This is a genomic window from Bradyrhizobium sp. RD5-C2 (genome assembly GCF_019972155.1).
Taxonomy (GTDB): Bacteria; Pseudomonadota; Alphaproteobacteria; order Rhizobiales; family Xanthobacteraceae; genus Bradyrhizobium.
Genome location: NZ_BOVL01000020.1, coordinates 488,352 through 511,970, shown reverse-complemented (window position 1 = coordinate 511,970; position 23,619 = coordinate 488,352). Strand labels below are relative to the sequence as shown.

The 23,619-nt window shown below is 59.9% G+C and carries 13 protein-coding genes; 8 read left to right on the top strand and 5 right to left on the bottom strand.

Annotation, left to right across the window (positions count from 1 at the left end):
• The first annotated feature begins 1 nt into the window (after position 1).
• From BraRD5C2_RS27225 to BraRD5C2_RS27215, 3 genes are all read left to right on the top strand, one after another.
• On the top strand, positions 2-955 hold the full coding sequence (locus tag BraRD5C2_RS27225; protein WP_249788364.1) for a glycosyltransferase: 954 nt from the start codon (positions 2-4) through the stop codon (positions 953-955).
• Between the two features lie 90 nt (positions 956-1,045).
• A complete protein-coding gene (locus BraRD5C2_RS27220; protein WP_223973883.1) occupies positions 1,046-2,062 on the top strand; it encodes a polysaccharide deacetylase family protein in 1,017 nt (338 codons plus the stop codon).
• Between the two features lie 63 nt (positions 2,063-2,125).
• On the top strand, positions 2,126-3,277 hold the full coding sequence (locus BraRD5C2_RS27215) for a glycosyltransferase (protein WP_223973872.1): 1,152 nt from the start codon (positions 2,126-2,128) through the stop codon (positions 3,275-3,277).
• 100 nt (positions 3,278-3,377) lie between these two features.
• Here BraRD5C2_RS27215 and asnB (BraRD5C2_RS27210) read toward each other — a convergent pair whose 3' ends face one another.
• Entirely contained in the window at positions 3,378-5,291 is a 1,914-nt protein-coding gene (gene asnB / locus BraRD5C2_RS27210) for an asparagine synthase (glutamine-hydrolyzing) (RefSeq protein ID WP_223973870.1), read from the bottom strand.
• 857 nt (positions 5,292-6,148) lie between these two features.
• Between asnB (BraRD5C2_RS27210) and BraRD5C2_RS27205 the strand changes: the two genes are divergently transcribed.
• The 4 genes from BraRD5C2_RS27205 (at position 6,149) to asnB (BraRD5C2_RS27190) (ending at position 14,682) form a co-directional block, all read left to right on the top strand.
• Positions 6,149-7,999, top strand: coding sequence for a heparin lyase I family protein (locus BraRD5C2_RS27205; RefSeq protein WP_223973868.1), 1,851 nt, complete (start codon positions 6,149-6,151; stop codon positions 7,997-7,999).
• Positions 8,000-8,498: 499 nt separating this feature from the next.
• Positions 8,499-11,243 carry a type I secretion system permease/ATPase gene (locus tag BraRD5C2_RS27200; RefSeq protein WP_223973866.1) on the top strand — a complete coding sequence of 915 codons (2,745 nt, stop codon included), beginning with the start codon at positions 8,499-8,501 and terminating at the stop codon, positions 11,241-11,243.
• Positions 11,230-12,654: an HlyD family type I secretion periplasmic adaptor subunit gene (locus tag BraRD5C2_RS27195; RefSeq protein ID WP_223973864.1), complete on the top strand. Its 1,425-nt coding sequence runs from the start codon at positions 11,230-11,232 to the stop codon at positions 12,652-12,654. Before BraRD5C2_RS27200 ends, BraRD5C2_RS27195 begins: the two co-directional genes overlap by 14 nt.
• A 360-nt stretch (positions 12,655-13,014) precedes the next feature.
• Entirely contained in the window at positions 13,015-14,682 is a 1,668-nt protein-coding gene (gene asnB / locus BraRD5C2_RS27190; protein ID WP_223973862.1) for an asparagine synthase B, read from the top strand.
• A 21-nt stretch (positions 14,683-14,703) separates the two neighbouring features.
• Here asnB (BraRD5C2_RS27190) and BraRD5C2_RS27185 read toward each other — a convergent pair whose 3' ends face one another.
• Complete coding sequence (locus BraRD5C2_RS27185; protein ID WP_223973861.1) at positions 14,704-15,864, bottom strand: GNAT family N-acetyltransferase; 1,161 nt, start codon at positions 15,862-15,864, stop codon at positions 14,704-14,706.
• A 344-nt stretch (positions 15,865-16,208) separates the two neighbouring features.
• Complete coding sequence (locus tag BraRD5C2_RS27180; protein WP_194455079.1) at positions 16,209-16,646, bottom strand: hypothetical protein; 438 nt, start codon at positions 16,644-16,646, stop codon at positions 16,209-16,211.
• Between the two features lie 2,200 nt (positions 16,647-18,846).
• Here BraRD5C2_RS27180 and BraRD5C2_RS27175 point away from each other — a divergent pair.
• Complete coding sequence (locus BraRD5C2_RS27175; protein WP_223973859.1) at positions 18,847-20,094, top strand: heparin lyase I family protein; 1,248 nt, start codon at positions 18,847-18,849, stop codon at positions 20,092-20,094.
• 1,040 nt (positions 20,095-21,134) lie between these two features.
• Here BraRD5C2_RS27175 and galE read toward each other — a convergent pair.
• Positions 21,135-22,145, bottom strand: a complete 1,011-nt coding sequence (galE, locus tag BraRD5C2_RS27170; RefSeq protein ID WP_223973857.1) for a UDP-glucose 4-epimerase GalE — start codon at positions 22,143-22,145, stop codon at positions 21,135-21,137.
• 221 nt (positions 22,146-22,366) lie between these two features.
• Positions 22,367-23,290 carry a LuxR C-terminal-related transcriptional regulator gene (locus tag BraRD5C2_RS27165; protein WP_223973855.1) on the bottom strand — a complete coding sequence of 308 codons (924 nt, stop codon included), beginning with the start codon at positions 23,288-23,290 and terminating at the stop codon, positions 22,367-22,369.
• Between the last annotated feature and the right edge of the window lie 329 nt (positions 23,291-23,619).

The following is a 23,619-nucleotide window of genomic DNA, read 5'->3' as shown; positions in this document are numbered from 1 at the left end:
CATGTATCCGAGCCCGGAGAGACCAGGGTCCGGAGCCTTTGTGTACCAGCAGGTAGAGCAATTGCGCCGGTTCGGCCATACGGTCGACGTCATCAATATTGTCGGGTCCCAATCGAAGCTGAACTATCTGAAGGGCACTTTTGATGTCATGCGAATGACTGGCGTGACGAAATACGACGTCGTTCATGCGCACTACGGATATTCGGCCTATCCCGCAATGTTTCGGTTGCGGGCGCCACTCGTCATCACACTGCACGGGACCGACGTGCTTGGGAATGTCCTTGAAAGGCTGTCCACGCGACTTGTGTCGCACTTCGCCGATGCCATTATCGTCGTGTCAGAGGAGATGCGGAAGCGGATTCCCGCGACCGTGATTCCCTGCGGGGTCAACCTCGACGTATTCAAGCCGTACGACCGCAACGAAGCGCGAGCGCGGCTGCAATGGCCTAACGACAAGTTCGTCGTCCTGTTTCCGTTCGATCCGACACGCCCTGAGAAGCGATATGATCTGGCAAGAGCGTCAGTCGATCGGCTGGTGCAGGAGGGCGTCGACGCGCAGTTGATGACGGTCATCAACGTGCCGAACGAGGAAATGCCCTGGTATTACAGCGCGGCAAACGCCCTGCTTCTCAGCTCGGATTATGAGGGGTCGCCGACCTCAATCAAGGAAGCTCTCGCGTGCAATCTTCCAGTGGTCTCGACCGACGTCGGCGACGTCCGTGAACAGTTAAATGGCATCGCGGGGACGTGGATATGTCCGCCGGACGCCGGCGCGATTGCGCGCAGCCTTCGAGAGGCCTTTGATTGGTCGCTGAACGGCGAGTTTCAGGGGCGGGCGGCCGTGGCGAGATATGACCAGGCGCTCACCGTGGAGAGAATCGTCGGTGTATATGCCGATGTCCTGTCGAACTTCAGGGCAAGAACGGTAGGCAGGCGCTTGCTACGGAGTGGATGATAGTAATGCGGTTCTCTGAGAAACGTCGTCGCCGGGATCGTCGCGTCGGCCGGCGGAGGCGTGCGGTTTGTGTTCTTACGGTGAGCTAGAGTGAAGCAGCTTCTCACGAACAGCGTAATCGAAATTGCCCGTTGGTCTGGCCTGATGCCAGCCCTCAGCAAGATCTTTGCCGGTCGTGCGGCTATCTTGATGTTCCATGAGGTCCAGCAGGATAGCCGCTCGGAATTGATGACCGGGACTTCAGTCGGCCTTTTTGAATATTCGCTCAATTGGCTGCGGCAAGAAGGCTGGGAGATTGTGAGCCTGGCGACATCTGTCGAGCGATTGGCGTCGGAGTCCGGGGAGGGTGGCCGCTATGCGGCGCTTACCTTTGACGATGGCTACCGGGACAATGTCGCGACCGCGCTTCCGATCCTCGAGCGATACAATGCTCCGTTCACGATCTACGTTCCCACTGGCGCGCCAAAACGGACGTTGCAGGCGTGGTGGCTGGGGTTGCGCGAAATGTTTCGGTCAGAAGACACGGTAACGATCGATGCGATGGACAGGCGATTCCATTGCCCCCGACTGCGCGACAAGATGGCGGGTTTGAACGAAGTAACTGAGTGGATTCACCAAGATTATCACCGGATCGCAATGCTTGATCCAACGTTCAGAAAGGCAGATCTGTCGGTATCGGCCTTGAATGACGCTTACTTTCTGGATGAGCGCGAGCTTCAAGCCCTGGCGCGGCATCCTCTGGCGTCAATCGGCGGTCACACCGAGTCCCATGCCGCCTTATCGTGCCTTGATACTGAGTCTGCACGGGCCGAAATGGCAGATAACCGCCGCTATCTGGAGCAATTGCTGCAGGTTCCGGTTCAGCACTTTGCTTATCCTTACGGTGACTCCAAAGCATGCGGCCCGAGAGAAGCGGGCCTTGCGAAGGAGATCGGCTTTTCAACCGCAGTGACAACGCGGCATGGGCACCTGTCTGATCTCAAATCAGATCATTTTGCGCTTCCTCGCCTCGGCGTTGGGGGGCCATTCGATACGACAGCCAGATTCGAGGCGCGCATCAGTGGCATTCAGTCGGCGGCCCACATGCTACTGGGGTCCCAACGGTGAATGTAGCGCTGAACCACTCACTGCGAGGTGGACCGCATCGGTTCACTCGGGAAGGCCGTTGAGATGCGCATCTTGCACCTTATTGAACGCCTTGGCCCGGGAGGGAAAGAGCGACAAATCGTCGAATTGCTGAAGGGGCTCGCCGCTCACAGTGACGTAAGGTCATTCGTCGCTGTCATGGACAAGGATGAGGTTCGCCTCGAGATTGATCGCGAACACGCGCAAGTCATTCAACTCAATCGCAGAGGCAGAAAGGATTTGCGCCTTTTCAAGAGTCTGTGCGAACTGGTCACCGACCTGAGAATAGATATCATCCACTCGTGGGGCTCGATGTGCTCCATCTATGCAGCGCCGGTTGCGAAAGTGTGCGGGGCAGCTTTCGTAAATGGGTTCGTGCGAGATGCGCCCTCGCATATGACGCTGTGGACCGAGGGGTACTTGAGAGGCAAGCTGACGATCCCGTTTTCGGACGTTGTTGTTGCCAACTCGCGTGCAGGTCTGGCTGCCTACGGAATTCCCGAGCGCAAAGGTCTATGCATCTACAACGGGTTCAGTCCTGAAAGGGTCTCGAACCTAAAGAATGAGACGGAGCTTCGCACCGTTCTGGGAATTGCGACGCCTCACATTGTCGGGATGGTCGCTAACTTCACGCCCAGAAAGGACTATGCGACCTTCGTTGAGATGGCACGCCGCATTTGCCGTCTTAGGGAGGATATAACGTTTTTGGCTATCGGTAGCGGTGATATGCTGGAGCAGGTGCGCGACAGCATCCCGACTGAACATTCGCATCGCATAAAGCTTCTGGGGCGGCGGAACGACATAGAGAGCATTGTCAATCTCTTCACAGTCGGCGTTCTCACCACCAATAGCCGTTTGCACGGGGAAGGCATTTCCAACGCAATAACCGAATGCATGGCATTGGGTAAGCCGGTTGTGGCAACCGACGATGGAGGCACTTCCGAGTTGGTTCTGGAGGGGCAGACCGGATTTCTTGTGCCGAGCCATGACGCCGGCGCTTTGACCGATCGCGTGCTTGAGCTCCTCGACAATGCTGAGCTCGCTGATCGTTTTGGTGCCGCAGGACGCCGGCGCGTTGAGACGGCATTCTCACTGGATGCGATGCGCGATGCATATCTGGCCCTTTATCGGAAAGTGGCGCGCAAGAGAGCGCGCGCGACGTGGCATGGCGCGGCCACGAGCGATATGGTCGATTGATCGTTTGGTGGTTTCTTATTCCTGACAACATCTGGCCAAGCCCCAGTCTACTGTGGCGCTTGGTTCCGATCGCCGTATCGACCGTGTTTGCCTCGGGCGTTCAGATCGGTTCCGGAACGGAATGCTTCTCTAGAGAGTCCAGACTTGACGGCTTGAAGGCTCGCAAGAACAGTTCCAGGTTGGCCAGGGACCAAAGCACCTTTTCGTGGTTCTGACGGCGGGCGAGATGCTCGTTGACCAACTGCCTCAAGACATCCCGGTCGCAGAAGGATGCCACACGCGCACCGTCGCATACCAGCAGATCCGAGATGAATTCGCGATAGGGACCGCGAAACCACTCCTCGATTGGCACGCGGAATCCGATCTTCTTGCGCGTCAGAGTCCCCGGAGGAAGAGTGTGCTGCATCGCTGCTCGCAATACTGACTTGCCGCCGCTCCGACCGACCAGGAAGCTGTCCGGAAACCGCGCCACAAGGTTGGCGAGACTTGTGTCCATGAATGGCATCCTGCCCTCAATCGAGCCTGCCATCATCATTCGGTCAGCACGTTCAAGGAGGTTGTCGGGTAGCCACGACGTCTGATCGAAGAACAGCGTGCGCCGGACATTCGACCCGACGGCCATCGAGAACGGATGGGAATCCGGCGGCGTTACGGCGAGGGGGCGTCCGATAATGCGGTCCCGTTCGTTAAGGGAAACGCCGCCAAACCAGAGTTGCATCCGGCTCGGCCAATCGCGCTCGCCCGCTGCATTGGACAGGACCTTGGCGCGACGCATATCGTACGGGAGTGCACGCATTGCGGGTGATATGATGCGGTCGTGAATGGCCTGCGGAACCAGCCGCTGGTAGAGCTCGATCCAGAGCTCGGCTCGATGCTTGGGATAGCCGCCCAGAAGTTCGTCCGCTCCTTCTCCGGTAAGGACCATTTTCACCTTGCTCGCCGCCATATGCGACAGCATCATAACTGGAATATCGGCCGGCTCGGCCGCGGGGGCGCCGCGACGCAGCACAGCGGTCGGCCAGCTCTTCAAGAAGTCGTGCGGCTCCAGCACGATCTCCTCGTGATTGGTGTCGAATTGACGAGCTATGGTGCGGGCATGATCAAGCTCGGAGTAGCTGGCTTCACGAAAGCCAACTGAGAAGGTGCGCACGCGCTCAGAGCTATGGCGGACCATAGCGGCCACAACCGCAGACGAATCGAGGCCGCCGGACAGGTAGGCTCCAAACGCAACGTCACTCCGCATGCGAATCCGTACGGCATCATCGAATGTCGCCTTGAACATCCGGACTGCCTCGCCAAAGTCCGTGATGTCGGGCTCTGCCGTTGCCAACGGTGGTGTGAAATACCGGGTGATGTCGGAGCGTCCGTCCCGCCACACCAGGTGGCAGCCGGGAGGAAGCTTACGCACGGCTTGAAAGAACGTTCTGGGGCCGGGGACATATCGATTGAGGAGATAGTGCTCGACGGCATGGGGGTCGATCTGGGTATTCATGCCCGGGAACTTGAGCAGGGGCTCGATTTCCGACGCAAACAAAAGACCTGCGTGCTCGGCTATGAACAGCGGCTTCTTGCCGAATGGGTCGCGCGCCAGGACAAGTTGTTGGGTCCTCGCGTCCCATAGCCCGAACGCGAACATGCCGCGGAACCGCCTGATCGAGTCCAGTCCCCAGGCCCGGTAGGCTTCAATCAGCACTTCCGTATCGGAGGACGTCCGAAAGGCATGTCCAAGAGAGACGAGTTCCTCGCGCAGCTCAACGTAGTTGTAGATCTCTCCGTTGAATACGAGACCGATCGAGCCATCAGCGCTCCACATCGGCTGGGCTCCGCCCTCCAGATCGATGATCGAGAGACGCCTATGTCCCAAGCTGACCTGATGGTGCCCGCCGGCGGTGTCGCCTTGCCAGTAGCCGGCGCCGTCGGGGCCCCTGTGCTTCATGAGATTGGTGAGGCGGACAAGAGTGTCGTAATCTTGCCGGTGCTTGCCCCGAAGTGCCCAGCCAAAAATCCCGCACATGACCCCTGCCAGCTTCTTGTGTCAGGACATTGCTGTGGCTACGGGTGACCCTCAATGGGGCAAGCGGGTTAATCCTTGGAGATTGCGTCATCATGTCCTCTCGACTTGCTTGCGAGGGAGATTCGGGCTGCTGAAATTCAGCAATCGGATGAGGCGGCCCGGGCGCCCTGCGTGTCCGGATTGCTTGGCCATTTCTTCCTTTCGCGGCTGTCTTTCCCGTGACGATGCGCAGCGTTGCCGATGCGAGAGGCGGTTGACGACGGCGGGCCGGTGGAGCGCCCGACCATTCCGATTGGGTCACCAATCCCGGTCGTCAATTGCTTGATGTGAGCGACTCGTGTCGAGGCCTTCGCCAGCTTTGGAATTGACAGCTTACTCATCCGAAGAGCGCCCGCATGCTGCGCAGGACGCTGACACTTTGCATCGGCAAGCTTGATCACCAGAAGCTATATGCAAGAAGGGCTGCATTCGGCGGGATCAGGGATCGCTCACGATGGCGAGCGTCTCATTGTTAATATAAGTGGAGAACTTTTTTATTTCTCCTGTGACGATCACGCTGAATTTAGCTGCAACGGCAAGCACATGCCGCCGGCGCCGCCGGTTTTGCAGTTTCAAACTATCGCCATGTTAAATAATTTTTTCGCCATACTCGCTCATTAACCAACCGACCCAGCAGTTGGGGATGGGCGATTCGCACTGCATCGGAATGTGCACGCAGTTGATGCTGCGATGCATCGAAAATCCGCTCGTGGCGTAGGCGTTGCGAGTGCGTGGTATGTCGCGCGCCTTCGCGCTGCGGCCGGAAATTCCCTTGTAAGCGTCAAAGAGAAGCATCTCTTGACCCATGGAGGCCTGAATTGGATACGACTGGGACAATCACATCATTTTCTTCCACACCGATGACGAGGTTTTCGATCGGGGGCGACGTCTACGGCGTGCAGGATGCGAGCACGAGCTACAGCCTGACCAATCCTGACGCGCAAACTCTGCGCTTCCAAGTCCAGCAGGGTGATCATGCCTGGTACGACGACTCATCTGTCGACCGCTCCGAGGTTTCGGGCGCGGGCAACATTCCCGGCGGCACTCCGATCAACTTGAACTATCAGTTCATGGTGGAGGCAAATGGCCCAAATGGGTCATTTACGAATACGGCAGATGGCTGGTTCATCGTCGGGCAGATGCACAATGATGATAACTCGAGCGGCGTGGGCACCTCGCCGCCGTTTGCGATCCAGCTTGTCGGCGATCATCTGCAGGTTGTCGCCAGATATGTCCAGCCGGGTCAGAACCCGAGCAACGGGGCCGGCAATGTGCAGATGCTCACGCTCTGGACCGACCCCAATCCGATCCAGACGGGCGTGTACAACAATATCCAAATTCAGGCCGACGTTTCGAACACCGGTGGCGGCTATTTGAAGGTCTCGATCAACGGGACACAGGTCGTGAACTACAGCGGCCCCCTGGGCTATGGGCAGGCCACCAATTGGGAATACGGAATCTATCGGTCGACGGCGCCCGAGACCGTCGCCGTCGATTACCGAAACATGACGCTGTTGACGGGATCGGCGGCGACGTCGGCGCCGACGCAGCCGACGACACCGACGCAGCCCACCACGCCGACGCAGCCCACCACCCCGAACGTCGCGCCGACGGTGACGCAGGCGTCCGCTTCGCCGGGGACCGGGACCGAGCATGTCGGCGATGTCGTCACGTTGACCCTCACCTTGAGCGAGACCGTGACCGTCACAGGCAAGCCGACGCTGTCGCTCAATGATGGCGCCAGCGCCACCTATGTTGGTGGCTCCGGGACAAATACGCTCACCTTCCAGACGACGGTCGCGTCGACCAATACGAACACCTCGGCGCTCGCCATCACCGGGGTCAATCTCGCGAGCGGCGTGAGCATCAAGGATTCCGGAGGGCTTGCCGCTAATCTCTCGGGCGCGGTGAAGACATTCTCCGGTCTTCAGATCTCGAACACGCCCATCATGCCGACGCAGCCAACTACACCGACGACGCCAACCACACCGACGACGCCGACAACCCCGTCGACGCCGACGGTGACCACGCCGGTGCTCTCCGTCGCGGACAGCTCACTCACGGTGAACGGCAGAGGCGGTCATATCGACCTGGGGACAACGCTGTCGACGACCGATCCCAACGATAAGGTCAGCCTGAACATCAAGGGGCTGCCGAAATATGAGACGATCACGACCGGCGACGGCACGACGTTCAGGGGTGGCAACATCACTCTGAGCTCTGCGCAGGTCGCCAGCGGATTGACGCTGACGTCCTACTACAGGGGCAGTGCTCATCCGGTCGCGACTCTCACCTTGACCGCGAGCGCGAAGGACCCGGTGACGGGGGCTGTGACGTCGGCGACGCCGCAGACCATCACCGTCACGGATCCTCGGCCGTCCGCAACCTCAGGGAGCACGACAAGCTCAGGGAGCACGACAAGCCAGGGCCATGGACTGCACCACCACCTTAGCTCGGCCAGCAATACGCTGGCAGCCACCGTGCCGCAGACCACCTCTTTGGCGAATTACGATACGGCCAAGGGGTCCCAGACGAGCCATAGCTTCGCGCTGCTGAACCAGTATCTGGCCGGTAGCTCCGGTCGGGTCGACGGGGGACAGATCGCGGCAGCGATTTCGAATGGCGCCGCCTGGATGCAGAACTCGTTCCTGACGAAGCCGCACCACTAACGTACCGCCGCACCCGGGCACCTTGCGCCCGGGTGCGGCACCGTCAGCTTTTTGGACACCGAGCGGCAAGAGTGGTCGGTCAGCAGCCGCGAAGGGGAGGTTGAAAAGCCAATCCGCAACGGAGGGTTGCCGGCTGCCGCCGATTGACGGACAATCGCCGTAAGAATTCTGATTCGATACTTCGTTGTGAGCGTAAAACGCCTGAGTTTAGGTTAGTTTCCGGGCACAACTTGCATGTGTATAAATCCACAATTCGAAAGTTTTTTCGCCATTTTTGCTCGTTAACCAACCTGCTCAGCCAGTCGGGGGGGCAATTTCAATATCCCGTCGCGCTGAAATCTCCTCGCGGTTCGAGGCCCTAACGCTCTGATGATTGCTTGCGCCGTTTTGGCCGCAAGCACGCGTATGTCGCGTATCCTTGGATAGGCGTCATTGGAATTCCATGTGCATGCAAAGGACCACAAACGCAGGCGGTAGCCGCGAAGGGTAGAGTAACGAAATGGCGATCCAGAACGGAAATGCCCACGCAACTCCAGATCTAGGGTTTCGAGCGCTGGCTCTGTTCCTGCGCCTTCATGGCGTGAACACTGAACCCGATCAGCTCCGCGATCGCTGCGGAGACAATGGGATAGGCATCCGCGGAATGCTTCGTTGCGCGCGCGAATTCGGGGTCAAAGTCCGTGCGACAACAATGGATTGGCCGCGGCTGGCGGGCATACAGCTGCCTGGCATCGCTTCGCTGCATGACGGCGGATTCCTGCTTCTAGGAAAAATCGAGGACCAGGTAGCGCTTGTGCTGCACCCGACCTCGTCGCATCCGCGGCGGATGACGCGTGCGGAATTTGAGGCGATCTGGGATGGCGGCTTGATCTCGCCCGGCTCACAGAGCCTCACACACGGCGCACGTCATGCGGTTGCCGACATCGGCGCCCGAGCAGTTGGCCTGGGCGCCGGCCTGATGCGCCACGCCGGTGGCCTGCTGATGCTTGTCCGCGACGGCTTGGCCAAGGCCCGCGATACCTTGTTGACGAATGCGTCCGGCATGCGGGCGCGTTTTACCGCTTCCGGCGACGTTGCGAACGAGGCCGCGGATAGCGGATCCCCGGCTGAGAGCGCCGATCCCGACGACGTCGACGAATCCGGGCTCATTGCGCTCGCGATCTTGCTGCGTTGCCACGGAATTGCTGCCGATCCCGCCCAAATCCACCACCGGGTCGGCGCGGCGCGCGTTGGCGTTACTGAAATCTTGCGCTGCGCCAAGGAGTTCGGGCTCAAGGCAAGGGTGCAGCGGACCAGTTGGGACAGGCTTGCGGTCACGCCGCTGCCGGGAATTGCACTGCTGCGCGACGGCAGCTTCCTGATTCTCGGTAAGCTGATCGACGGCAAGCTTCTCGTTCAGCGCCCACTGTCTCCGCGCCCCGAAACACTTACCCAGGCCCAGCTCGAGGCGATCTGGGATGGTGGCCTCATTCTGATGGCCCGGCGCGCCAGACTGACCGATCTCGCGCGACGCTTCGATATCGGCTGGTTCGTCGGCGCCATGCAGAAGTATCGCCGCCTGCTCAGCGAGGTGCTGGCGGCGTCGTTCTTCCTTCAGATCTTCGCCGTCGTCTCGCCGTTGTTCTTCCAGGTGGTCATCGACAAGGTGCTGGTGCATCGAAGCATGAGCACGCTCGACGTTCTGGTTATCGGCCTCGTCGTGCTGACTGTGTTCGAAGCCATTCTCGAGACGCTGCGCGTCTATCTGTTCGCGCATACGACAAACCGTATCGACGTCGAGCTCGGTGCCAGGCTGTTTCGTCACCTGATGGCGCTGCCGATCGCCTATTTCCAGACGCGCCGCGTCGGGGATTCGGTGGCGCGCGTCCGGGAGCTGGAGAACATCCGCCAGTTCCTGACGAGTTCGGCACTCACGCTGGTGATCGACCTTCTGTTCACGGTCGTCTTCCTTGTGGTGATGTTCTACTACTCGACGACGTTGACCTGGATCGTGCTCGCGTCTTTCCCATTCTACATCGGCATATCGGCGGGAGCCGCGCCGCTCTTCCGCGCGCGCCTCGATGAGAAGTTCAATCGCGGCTCCGAGAATCAGGCCTTCCTGGTCGAAAGCGTCACCGGCGTCGAGACCTTGAAGGCCATGGCGGTTGAGCCGCAGATGCAACGCCGCTGGGAAGAGCAGCTCGCCGGCTATGTCGCCGCCAGCTTCCGCGTGCTCAGCCTGAACAATACGGCGAGCCAGGCCGTTCAGATGATCAACAAGCTGGTCATCGCCGCGACGCTTTACTTCGGCGCGCGGCTGGTGATTGGCGGAGAGTTGACCGTCGGCGAACTCGTTGCGTTCAACATGCTGGCTGCGCGCGTCAGCACGCCGGTGCTGCGGCTTGCGCAGGTCTGGCAGGACTTCCACCAGGCCCGTCTGTCGATCGATCGTCTCGGCGACATCCTCAACACCATTCCGGAGCCGAGTTTCACGCCGTCCCGCGCGGCTTTGCCGCCGATCCGCGGCCAGGTGAAGTTCGAGCACGTGACCTTCCGCTATCGCATCGACGGCCCCGAGGTGTTGCACGACGTGTCCTTCAGCATCGAGCCGGGCCAGGTCATCGGTATCGTCGGCTCGTCGGGGTCGGGCAAGAGCACCGTCACCAAGCTGATCCAGCGTCTCTATGTTCCGGAGAGCGGACGCGTGCTGGTCGACGGCGTCGACCTCGCAATGGTCGACCTGAGCTGGCTACGGCGCCAGATCGGCGTCGTGCTGCAGGAAAACGTGCTGTTCAACTGCACGATCAGGGACAACATCGCACTGACCGATCCGACCATGTCGATGGAGCGTGTCATCGAAGCGGCAATACTGGCCGGCGCGCACGACTTCATCCTGGAACTGCCCGAGGGTTACGACACCGTCGTGGGCGAGCGCGGCAGCAGCCTGTCTGGCGGACAACGCCAGCGTATCGCAATCGCGCGCGCGCTGATCACCGACCCGCGCATCCTGATCTTCGACGAGGCGACCAGCGCGCTGGATTACGAAAGTGAGCGCGCGATCCAGCAGAACATGAGGCGGATTTCCGCCGGCCGGACCGTGGTCGTTATCGCTCACCGGTTGTCGACTGTACGTAATGCCGACCGGATCATCACGCTCGAGCATGGCCGCATCGTCGAGGACGGCAGCCATGATGAGCTGATCCAGACCAATGGCCGTTACGCCAATCTCCATTACCTGCAGGCCGGTATCCATGACGTCCGCTAGTCGCAACATCGTCCCGTTTCCGAGGCGCGAACTCCGGCGCCGGGAGCACGAGCTTGCATTTCTGCCGGCGGCGCTCGAAATCGCCGAATCGCCGCCGTCACCGATCGGGCGTGCGATCGGTGCGAGCATCATCGCAATGTTCTGCATCGCGCTCTTGTGGGCGACGCTCGGCAGCGTTGATATCGTCGCCACGGCGACCGGCAAGATCGTGCCCGGCGGCCGCACCAAGCTGATCCAGCCGTTCGAGACGGGTGTGGTCCGCGCCATCAAGGTCCGCGACGGCCAGAGCGTGAAGGCCGGCGACGTTCTGATCGAGCTCGACCCAACGATGACGGAAGCCGACCAGGAGCGTCAGAAGAGCGATCTGCTAGCGGCCGAACTCGACGCAGCGCGATTGCGGGCGGCACTTACAGCCGATCCGCTCGCCGCTTTCCGTGCTCCGCAGAACGCGAGCGCCGCCGAGATCGAGATGCATCGCCAGTTCCTGATCAGCGAGCGCGCCGAGCAGAATGCCAAGCTTTCCGAAATCGAGCGGCAGCAGGGGCAGAAGGAGGCGGAGCGGGACACGACATCGGCGAGCGTTGCCAAGCTGGAAGCAACCATCCCCGTGCTGCAGGAGAGGGTCGATATCCGCAAGGGCCTCGTCGAAAAGGCACTGGCTTCCAAGGTCGTCTATCTAACCGAGTATCAGGAGCTGGTCGCCATGCAGCAGGATCTTGTGCTGCAGAAGAGCCGGCTGCGCGAAGCCGATGCGGCGATCGCGCTACTGAAGGAAACCAAGGAAAAGGCTGCCGCGGAGTATCGTCGCGCGACCTATGACGCACTTGCGAAGGCCGAGCAGAAGGCGGCCAGTGCGGCGCAGGAGGTTGTCAAGGCGGACCGGCGCACGAAGCTCCAGCGTCTGACCGCGCCAGTCGACGGGGTCGTGCAGCAGCTTGCCGTTCATACGGTGGGCGGCGTGGTGACCCCGGCTCAGGCGCTCGCAGTGGTGGTCCCCAGCGAAAGCCAGCTCGAGATCGAGGCCATGCTCTCCAACCGCGATATCGGATTCGTCCATCCGGGGCAGGAGGCGGAGATCAAGATCGATACCTTCAGCTTCACGCGCTACGGACTGCTTCACGGCGACGTGCTCAGCGTGTCGACGGATGCCATCACGCGCGACAGGACGCAGGGGTCGAATGACCGTGCATCGGGCGCCACGATGAGCAGCAGCGAGCCGAAAGGTCAGGAGCTGGAATATGCCGCGCGCGTGTCGCTCGACCGGACGCACATGCAGGTGGAGGACAAGCTCGTCAAGCTCGGCCCGGGCATGGCGGTGACGGTCGAGATCAAGACCGGTACGCGCAGGATCATCAGCTACCTGCTCTCGCCGCTGGCGAGGTACAAGCAGGAAGCGTTGCGGGAACGGTAAGCAGCCGTCTTGCTTGGGCGAGGCCTTGTGCCGCCGGACCAAGCCGGGCGCCACGCAGGCCCAATGCAGAAGTTGGAAAGGTCCGGATCGACGGTGACGCGATCCGGGCCTGCGCATCGCCGCTCAGACGTGGCAAGGCCCTGAGGCAACAGCTTTTCCGCCGTATGCCGATCTCGCTGCCGCTCTGAGGGCGCGGCGCGACACGGCGCTTACCTCCAGGCAGCCTCTCAACGCATTCTGGTTACTTCGGATGGTGTGCTGTTCAGCTTGCGAATTCAATGCCACTGTTGGGCATTTCAGTTCAATGCAAGCGCTGATTGTGGCGGGATAGATCAGCCGGCATCGGAGGGGTTAATCACCTTGTGCGGCTTCGTCGGCATATTCCAATTCACAGAATCGTTTGAATCGGCTCGCAGCCGGGCGCTGGAAATGGCGAAGACGGTCAGGCACCGTGGGCCGGATTGGAGCGGCATTTATTCCAACGACCGCGCGATGCTCGCGCACGAACGCCTTTCCATCGTCGACGTAGAGCACGGCGCCCAGCCCCTTCTCGACGTTGTCGCGGGGCGGGCGTTGGCTGTGAACGGAGAGATCTACAACCATGTCGTTCTGCGCGACGCACTGAAGCGGCCGCACGATTGGAAAACGAAATCGGACTGCGAGATTATCCTGTATCTCTACGATGAGTACGGACCAGCGCTGTGCAACATGCTGAGTGGCATTTTTGCGTTTGCCCTCTTCGACGAACGTACCGGCGAGTTCTTCGTCGCCCGAGACCATATCGGCATAGTGCCGCTTTATATCGGATGGAGCGGGGACGGCGTAACATATGTCGCCAGCGAAATGAAAGCTCTCGATCCGGTGTGCGAGACGATCCAGGAGTTTCCGCCGGGACATTACTATAGCGGCAAAGCCCGCGAATTCGTCAGGTGGTATGATCCAGAGTGGGCGCATGCCTTTCCAACCAAAAAGGCGTCGCTGCACGAGCTCCGGACGTCGCTCGAGACCGCAGTCATACAGCAAATGATGTGCGACGTACCTTACGGGGTACTTATTTCCGGCGGGCTCGATTCCTCGCTCATCGCAGCGCTCGCAGCACGGCACCGCTTCAAGCGGATCGAGTCTGGGGAGACCGAGGAGGCTTGGTGGCCAAGGCTACACTCGTTCTCCGTGGGCTTGGAAAATTCACCCGACATGAAATATGCGCGTAAGGTGGCGGCTCACATCGGCACGGTCCATCATGAAGTTGTATTCACCGTGCAGGACGGGTTGGACGCATTGCCCGATGTGATCCGGCACCTGGAAACCTTCGATGTCACCACCATCCGTGCCGGCACGCCGATGTATCTGATGGCGCGCAAGATCAAGGCGATGGGCATCAAGATGGTGCTGTCTGGAGAAGGCGCCGACGAAGTGTTCGGCGGCTATCTCTACTTCCACATGGCCCCATCAGCAGAAGAATTCCACGAGGAGACCGTTCGAAAGCTCTTTGCGCTGAGCAGGTACGATTGCTGTCGCGCGAACAAGGCAACCGCTGCTTGGGGGGTGGAAGCCCGCGTACCGTTCCTGGACAAGGAATTCCTGGATTACGCGATGTCGATCAATCCTGCCGAAAAAATGTGCCCCGGTGCGAAGATCGAAAAGGGCATATTGCGGGAAGCTTTCACCGACCTGCTGCCGCAGGAGATCTTGTGGCGTCAAAAAGAACAGTTTTCAGACGGAGTGGGGTACGGCTGGATCGAGTCCTTGAGGAATCATGCCGAAGGCAAGGTCTCGGATCAGATGTTCGCAGAGGCGGGTGAGCGCTTTCCGAAGCAGACACCGACCTCGAAGGAGGGATATTTCTATCGGACGATCTTCGACAGCATTTTCAAGAATCCGACAGCCTGCCTAACCGTCCCCGTCGGTCCCTCGATCGCGTGTTCGACGCCGACCGCGTTTCTCTGGTCGCAGCAATTTGCGAGCATGGATGATCCATCTGGAAGGGCGGTGAAAGGCGTGCATATCGAGGCCATTGACAACGTTTAGGCAGTTTGGTGGCCAGGAAGTTCAATTTGCATTTGCTGACCCGAAGAGCCGCAGCTTCTTTTTTGGCAGGTTCGTGACGATCGTTCGTAGCGTCCGTTTGGCCTCGCGCAGCCTCGCCTCGATGTGGCGTTCCGGACCGTCTCTGCCGATCGTGATCCACTTCATGGCATACTCGCTGTTTGACAGATGGGCCTTGTGCCCAGCGCCGCCAGCCAGGAAGTCGTAGCCGCTTTCCCCGCGCGAGATGCTGTCCTCGATGGCCAGCACATGGCTGACGAGCCCGGGCTTGAGCCGGCCATCGCTCTCATAGAGAAAACCGCTTTGGTAGTTCAGGACACGGCCGCCGTGCACGAAATTGTACACGACCCCAATCGTCTGGCCGGCAACCAACGTCCGTGAGATGCGGACAGCTCCCGTGGGTATTCCGCGCGCGATGAGATCCTCGTGGAACGGACGGAAGCCCGGATTGGCGAAAGCGCCCTTGCGTCCCCATCGCGACCGATGAAAGTCGCTCAGCAGATCGAACGCGGCCAAGGCTTCCGTCGTCGTTTCCATAATCCGGAATTCAAGGGGGCCTCGTTCAGCGTACAACCTCATGGCACGGCTCACGGCCTGGCGAGTGCTGCGGCCCAGTGTGGCGCGATAATCCTTCTTTTGCTGACGGACTTTCGTGAAATCAACCCACAGGGCCGTATCAGCCTGTTTCACCTCGCTGACGAGCCCAGCCTGGCTCGCCGCGCGGCAAGCGGCCAACTCGAGGCCTGCATCAATTCCGGAAAGCACCAGCTGATCCGAGCGGCGCAAGCGGGATGTCAGCGCGTCGAGACCTGCTGGGATAATGGTGTCCGGTTGCTCTGCAAGAATGCTATTGCACTCGATGAACAGCCGGTCGAAACGGGTATCTCCCGATTCATTGAGCAGCCAACGTGCCCGCGCATGCGGTCCAAGACTCCAGGCTCTCCGCCGGCCGATAATCGCCAACCCGACGATCTTGCCTGACGACCGTGCTACGAGGACGTGTGGTTGCGTGCCATCCGGAATATGCCGCAGCCAGGTGCCGATCCAGAGCCAGGACAGAAAGAACGAGTGATTGGCCCGAGCTTCGAGCTCCTGCCACGCACTTTCAAGCCAGGCAGTGCTCTTCAATGCCTCCAGGCTTACATCGGTGACGGCGTCGGGCATGCTCATTCTTGTTCAACGCCAGAGGACCGCGAGCGCGCTTTGATGAGAGAACAAGGATCCTGCTGCAATGATCGCGCATGATCCCATGATCGGGCTGGCCTGGTCACACACGTATCCTTCTGGCGGCCACGCCGTCGGGCGTCTGTGACCGTAGCCTCGGCCGGGCGGATGGCGGTACTATATCGGGAAATCGACCTACGTGCGGACCCTTTCTGGTTACCCACTCCTGCGACTTGTGCCTTCGGCGCGACTGTGCCGAGGGGCTGTGACCGGCCAGCTTTCGGCTGGTGCCGGCCGGCAGCCAGTGCTTCGAGCGCGCGCTATTTCCGCAATTGTGAGAACGACTACGATGGTCGTGATAGAGCCTGAGCCGAGGCCAGGAACGCTCCAAGTTGCTCGACCAGATCTGCGGCGATCGACTGGTCGACCATCAGAATTGTGGTGCCCGGTGTTTTGTCGGACGACCAAGCGCCCTGAGCGGAGATCGCAGCATGGTCGGAGCGCACCTTCACAAGCACGCGGGTTCTCTCGACGTTGAGACGCTCACCGACGAGATTGGTCCCTTCCACAGCGCCGCCGGCAGTCTGCCTGCCAACAGCGACGGGCGAAATCTCCAGGATCGCCTGGGCCAGCCAGATCGCGTGCTTGTAGGGAATCGTCCAAATTGCCGAGCCATGATCGGCGTCAACATCAACTCTGAATGCCAGCCCGTCATCGGAGCTCTCAATCCCGAGAAAACCCTTGATGGTTTGTCGCTCAAGCGTGCCGTCTCGATTGGTCAACGCGGGCCTCAATTTTGCTTTCGCGCTAGTGAGCGTTGCTATTCCGAATTCCACCTGTTTTCGAGTGAGCTGATCGCTCCGCAATTGGGCGGGACCGTCGCTCCCTAGGCTGGAGCGGCGATCCCTTATCGCACGATATGTCTGGTCGGGGTGTGGGTGTCCGCCAATCCGCACGACTGGGAACACGATAAATCGGCAAATGCCTGCGGCAAATTGCCATTCTGAACTAGTCCTAACTTAAGAGATCCAACAGCACGTCGCCTCTTGGGGCAAAGGTATTAGCGCGCTGCAACAATCGCAGACTACTGGTGACGAAATTCAAGAGAGACGTAAATTCAGTGGTCGAGGTTGGCCGCCACAACCTCCGAAGCCCCGTCTCCCCCTGACCTTGGCGACGCCGGCGGAGATCCAGTCGTCGCCCGGGCCGCGACAATGAAGCGGCCGCCGAGTGAGGCGGCCTTACATTCCCGCGCAAAAGCAGCTTTCAACCACTCCGGTACGGCTGCTGAAATAGGCACAGAGCCCCGGTCGGTGCTGTCCAAGTAAGGCCACTTGCAGGAGCGGATTGGGCCATTGGCGCACCATCATTGCAACAACAAAACCCCGTGTAACTCCGACGGGGTGAGTTCAGGCCCAAGCCTCGCACCCCGGTAACGGCCCCGGTCTATCGCCCAGATCGGGGCTGTTTCTTTTCGGCGGAGCAGCGGCCGGAGGGGATCGACCTGGAATCGATCTGGCTCGTCGCCCATGCCTGGCAGAAGCAGGCATCAAGGAAGGTGGCGAGATGATCGTCGAGATCACGAGTTCAAAGAGTACTGGGCGAAACCAAATGAAGAAGGCCGCCAAAAAAGGCGGCCTTACTCAGCAGTCCCAGAATTGGTTTCCGATATTCAATTGGGCATTAGTCCCGGCGAGGACAGTCTCCCGCTCAAATGGGCATTTGTCTCTGCGTACCGGGCGAGCTTGATCAGCGCTTCCTTGGCTGCACACGGGGCCAGAGCTGCGGCCTCGTTCCGAAGCTCTCTGGCTCGCTCTGCAAGCCGTGCTTCGAGAGTATCTCTCTGAACCACGCGTTGGCGTAACTGTCGCATGCGCTTTCCCTCGAAAGGTCCCCACCCGGAACTTACGATTCCAAGCCTTAACCGCGCGTAAAGATGCCCCCGGAGCAAGCTGTTCTGAGACGCCAACACGGCGCCAAAAGGGCGCCAAATGGGATAAATTGCGAATTGCCTGGCAACGCACAGCTTTTGCAGAACGCCCAGGGAGGACGTCGAGATTCGCTCCCCGACGGGCTGCGGTGCTCGGGCGTGCTCCACGACCCGGCGGGCCATTCCGGAGCGCGAGTTGTCGTTTTCATGCCGACTTGAGCGCTACTTGCGCCTGTCTTGGTCCGCGATGCGTCGAGCGATGGAGTTCGTTGCAGATAGTGTGTCGATCTCGCAACGTCTCAACAGTTTCGCCGGGTATGGGGCTGCTTGGGCTTCCCGTCGCTGCCAATTCGTCGTCTAATCATGGCGGACCTCCGGCGGCGATTTTATTTCCAAGACGTTCATTTGAAATCGGGTCCAAGAGGTCGCTGTCCAGCGCCAGCGGCCTCTTCGTTTTGCTTCATTGAATTGCAAAGGACCGTCCAATGCCCGTACAGGTGTGGGCCGTTGCCGCTTCGATCGGCTGGACAGCCGTTGTTGGCACGATGTTGCTGTATATGATTTTCGGCCCCGGCTAACCCGGACGACGCTGCGATGCAGGCGTACGACCGTCGGCGAGGGGACACCACAGCGACACGACATGTCGCGGCCGACGTTATTCCAAGGCGATCACAGCGCCGACATGGCAGAGTGTGGATCCCGCTCTTGAGCTCGCTCCAGCGCTGGCTCCGGCCACCGCGGGAAATGCTCGGGCCGCTCGGTTATCCGCGGAATTTTAGCCTAACGGCAGGCATCAGCCGCGCTTCTCATTGTCGCCATGCTAGCTCATTTTTTTTGCCATACTCCCTAATTAACCAAATCGAGCTTAGCAGTTGGGGGGCAATCCCACTGCAACGGAACGTGTTGGCGGTCCTCGGGCTGCATCGGAAATCTGCTCGCGGCACAAGGTGTCGTGAGCGCGTGGTATGTCGCGCGCCTTCGTGATGCGTGGCAGTGGAATTTCCTTGTAAGCGTCAAAAGAGAACAATCTCTGCGACCCACGGAGGTCTGAATTGGATACGACCGGGACAATCACATCATTTTCTTCCACACCGATGACGAGGTTTTCGATCGGTGGCGACGTTTACGGAGTGCAGGATGCGAGCACGAGCTACAGCCTGACCAGTCCTGACGCGCAAACCCTGCGCTTCCAGGTCCAGCAAGGCGATCATGCCTGGTACGACAGCTCGTCTGTCGACCGCTCCGAGGTTTCGGGCGCGGGCAACATCCCCGGCGGCACTCCGCTCAGCCTGAACTATCAGTTCATGGTGGAGGCAAATGGCGCCAACGGGTCATTTACGAATACGGCAGATGGCTGGTTCATCGTCGGACAGATGCACAATGATGATAACGCGAGCGGCGTGGGCACCTCGCCGCCGTTTGCGATCCAGCTTGTCGGCAATCATCTGCAGGTTGTCGCGAGATATGTCCAGCCGGGTCAGAACCCGAGCAACGGGGCCGGCAATGTGCAGATGCTCACGCTCTGGACTGACCCCAATCCGATCCAGACGGGCGTGTACAACAATATCCAAATTCAGGCCGACGTTTCGAACACCGGTGGCGGCTATTTGAAGGTCTCGATCAACGGGACACAGGTCGTGAACTACAGCGGCCCCCTGGGCTATGGGCAGGCGACCAATTGGGAATACGGAATCTATCGGTCGACGGCGCCCGAGACCGTCGCCGTTGACTACCGAAACATGACGCTGTTGACGGGATCGTCAGCGACCGTCACGTCGCCATCAACTCCGACACAGCCAACCGCGGGCACCACGACCGACCCAACCACCACCCCAACTGCGACCACCACCCCGACCACCATTGTCACGCCGGCTATGACGCAGGCCACCACTTCGCCTGCGACCGCGGTCGTGAGCCCGGCGGCGACTGTCACGACGGCCGACCCCAGCGTCCTAGGCGCCATGGGAGCGATGGGCGCCATGGGAGCGATGGGACTGGCGCCGACATCGGCGTCCGGCTGGTCGGCGCCGGCGGCCAGCGCAAGCGCAGCAAGCCCGCCAAGCCTGGATTTTTCGCGCTTCGGATTTGACACCGATGGGCTGGCAACCGCCGCGCCGCAGACGACCAATTGGTGGGGAGATCAAGGCTCGGCCGCCGCGTCTCAGGCAGGCAACAGCTATGCGCTGCTGAACCAGTATCTGGCGGGTAGCTCGGGTGGGGCCAATGGCGGTATGATCGCCGTAGCCATGAGCGGCTCGGCTTGGACGCAGAACTCGTTCCTGACCAAGCCTCAGAGCTAAAGGACTGCCGGTCCGCGCAGGGTTCATCTGCGCGAGGCGCGTTCTCCTACGTGACACCTCGGGCAAATCGGTCGTCCTTGGCCGAACGGGTTCGCATGTGAGACCGCGCTCTCGCGGCATTCGAGCCGCGTGATCTTTTTGCGTACCCCAGGCCGGCCCGAGGTTCGGCCTGTGTCACTTCGTTCTAGTGAAGCATTGGCCGTTGATCTCCTCGATGTCGATCCGCCCGTCCTGACGGGCTCGAATGTTCGAGAGTGGCTCCATTGGTCTGCGAGCGCCTTCCCGGGATCCGCTTACAAAGGTAGCTGCGCCTGAACCGGTGGTCGTGCCGGCACGAGCGGTCCTTGAAGCGTTGTTCAGTTTTTCGCGAGGCGAAACAGCAAGGGCCTAAGGCGATATCGAAGCAAAATATTGGCGGGCGACACGCAGCAAGTGAAGCGCTTTTCCCAGCGGTCCCACCGCGTTGTTCGGCGTCCTTTCAGTACGTGATCTTCGATTACCAAAATGAGTACCGCATATTAGGTCAGCAAAACTTCCCGAAAGCAGTCAAACCTCGCTGTTGACCTGGAGCATCCCTGGAGAGGATTGTGGATCGACTGGCTATCATCGCACTCGCGATCGTAATCGCAGGGCTTCTGAGCGGCGGCGTCTATTCAGTGTCGAGTTCAGGCCTCAGCACTGCAATAGTCATCAACCGCTTCACCGGCGCAGCGTGGTCGTGCAGCGTCGTTTGCGAACTCATCGAAACACGCCGAAACTCAAAATGAGGTATCTTGGCCTCGACGCGCCCATGATCTGCTGCGGATCAGGGCAGGGGCCGGCGGCTGGACAGGTCTGGCCTAAATCACGAGGTAAGCTACGGCTCAATTCCGAGATGGCGTAGTCGCGCCTGCGGCGCTCGCTGGCTCGTTCTTGTCGCCGGCAGACAAACTCCCCCGGAAATGTTGTTTGTGGCCATTGGCCGCCTCCGTCAGGCCGCTGTCGCGCGCCTGGAGGAGGTGAGGGCAGTCCGACCATCCGGCCGAACCGTCGCTTGCCGTCTAGCTGCCGCGATAGCCATTCGGGTTCTGCTTCTGCCAGCGCCAGTGATCGGTGCACATCTGTGTGAGCGATCGCTGTGAGGTCCAGCCTAGCAGATTCTTGGCGAGTGTCGGATCCGCGTAACAGGTGGCGACATCGCCGCCCCTGCGTTTGTCGATCACGTACGGAACTGACCGGTCACTCACGGTCTCGAACGTCTTGATCACCTCCAGGACGCTGCTGCCGCTTCCCGTTCCGAGATTGATGGTGACAACGCCGGGTTGCCTCAGCTCGCTCAAGGCGCTCAGATGTCCGGACGCAAGATCGACGACATGGATAAAGTCGCGGATGCCGGTGCCATCCGGAGTATCGTAGTCATCTCCCCACACGTGCAGCTTCTCACGTCGCCCGATGGCGACCTGCGCCACAAGCGGCAACAGATTGTTGGGCACGCCGAGCGGGTCTTCTCCGATGAGCCCGCTTTCGTGGGCGCCAACCGGATTGAAATAGCGCAGGATGGCGATCCGCCAATCGTTGTCGGACCCATGGAGATCCCTCAGAATCTCTTCGACAAAATACTTTGTGCGGCCATACGGATTTATTGGGCCTACGGGATGCTTCTCGTCCAGCGGCAGGTATGCGGGCGTGCCATAAACCGTTGCGGAGGAACTGAAGACCAGCGTTTTCACATCGGCACGCGACATCGCCGACACCAGCCGCATCGTCCCAACAACGTTGTTTTGGTAGTACGTCATGGGTTGAGCGCTGGACTCACCGACCGCCTTGAGCCCGGCGAGGTGAACGACCGCGGTCACGCCGTGCGTGCGCAGGATCTCGTAAACCGCCTCCTCGTCGCAGATATCGATGTGCCGGAATACGAGCGATCGCCCGCAGATGGCCTGCACCCGTTCGAGCGATGCACGATTGCTGTTGCAGAGATTGTCGACCGCAACGACATCCAGCCCGGAGTCGAGTAGGGCGACCGCGATGTGTGACCCGATATAGCCGGCGCCTCCGGTCAACAGGATCATTCTGATTCCATTTCCATTCCGCGTCTGCCCGCGCACGATCACCAGGTATTGGCAGTTGTCCTGGCAACGTCCGCGTCAAGCGTTTGCGCTGAGACCAAAGCGGCCGGCACCAACGGTGCCGATCGCCACATCGATGGGTGCCGCATCCGTCGATGCGGCACGAACTCCGGCTCGAGATGTCCGGCCGAAAGCTTCGCGGTGGGTGGCCGAACCGATTTCGGCTATTTCCGCAGTCGGATCGCCCCTTCGGCCTTCGAACCGATATCCTTGCGGGCGTGGCCGTTCGCAAGAGGCACTTCGAAGTAGTTTACCGCATGGTCGATTGAACCGATCGGCGCGGGCCGGCCTGTCCTCGCGATTTTCGGAAGTTCTCGTCTTGGCGGGAGGAGGCGTTCGGTTGCGTCAGCCGCCGGGTACGTCGTCGGCCCGTTTGATGGCCGAGCTGTAGGCCGATGGTTCAGCCCCCAGATCGCCGCCTGTGTTCTGTTCTGAACACGAATCTTGCGGAGGATCGCCTTGATGTGAACCTTCACCGTAGCTTCCGCGATGTCGATCTTGCGCGCGATGCACTTGTTGGAATCGCCTTCGATCAGACACTGGAGAATGGAGATTTCTCGCGGCGAAAGCTGCTGTGCGAGCCTGTTGTCCGCGCCCGTCACGGCATGACTGTCATCGAGGCGTGGAGGAACACCGTCCGCGTCGCGCTTTTCGATATCAAGAGCGGACGTCAAGAAGTCGGTCGGAAACACCGTTCCGCCCATCATGACGAGCTCGATGGACTTGATGAATGCATCGCAGTTCATCACGTCGATGAAATAGCCGGTGACGCCGGCTCGGATCGCCGCAGTCAACTCGCTCAGTCGGTAGTGATCTGCAACGACGGCAATGCGTCCGTCCGCGTGACGGCGCTTGAAACACTCGATCTGCTCGATTGTGGGTCCGAAATCATCGCCGCTGTGAACCACCAGGAACAGTGGCGGACAGGTTGCAGCGCTTCCGACATTGACCTTGCCAGGCAAATCGTCAACATCGGAGATTGAAGCAAAGACTTGAAAATTTTCGGAGTTTAGAATTCTGGCGAGACCCTCTTTCCGAAGACTGTTTTCGCCACCAAGCACAATAGAAAAAGAATATTGTCGTCTCATGGAACTCTCCTGGACGCTACAAAATATGAAACAGGCTCATCGGTTTAATCCGACTCGTTTCTTGAATGGCTTGCCAAGCCAAAACATCGCGACGCATTGAAATTGCTTCTTCAGATTACGGTCGCTTGGACTGAAATCTGGGGCGAAAAAAGCCCTGAGCATGCGTCAAAAGATTTACTAATATTAGATGCTAATCCCCAATATCCCTATATACCGTTGGTTATAGACAGTCCTTGGAATGTCGCCCGTAATATTATCCCCGTATTTCGACGGGCTTCTTCCGCAGACTTGTCGAACAGCGCTCGTTTAAGGCTGCGTCGATCCCATGA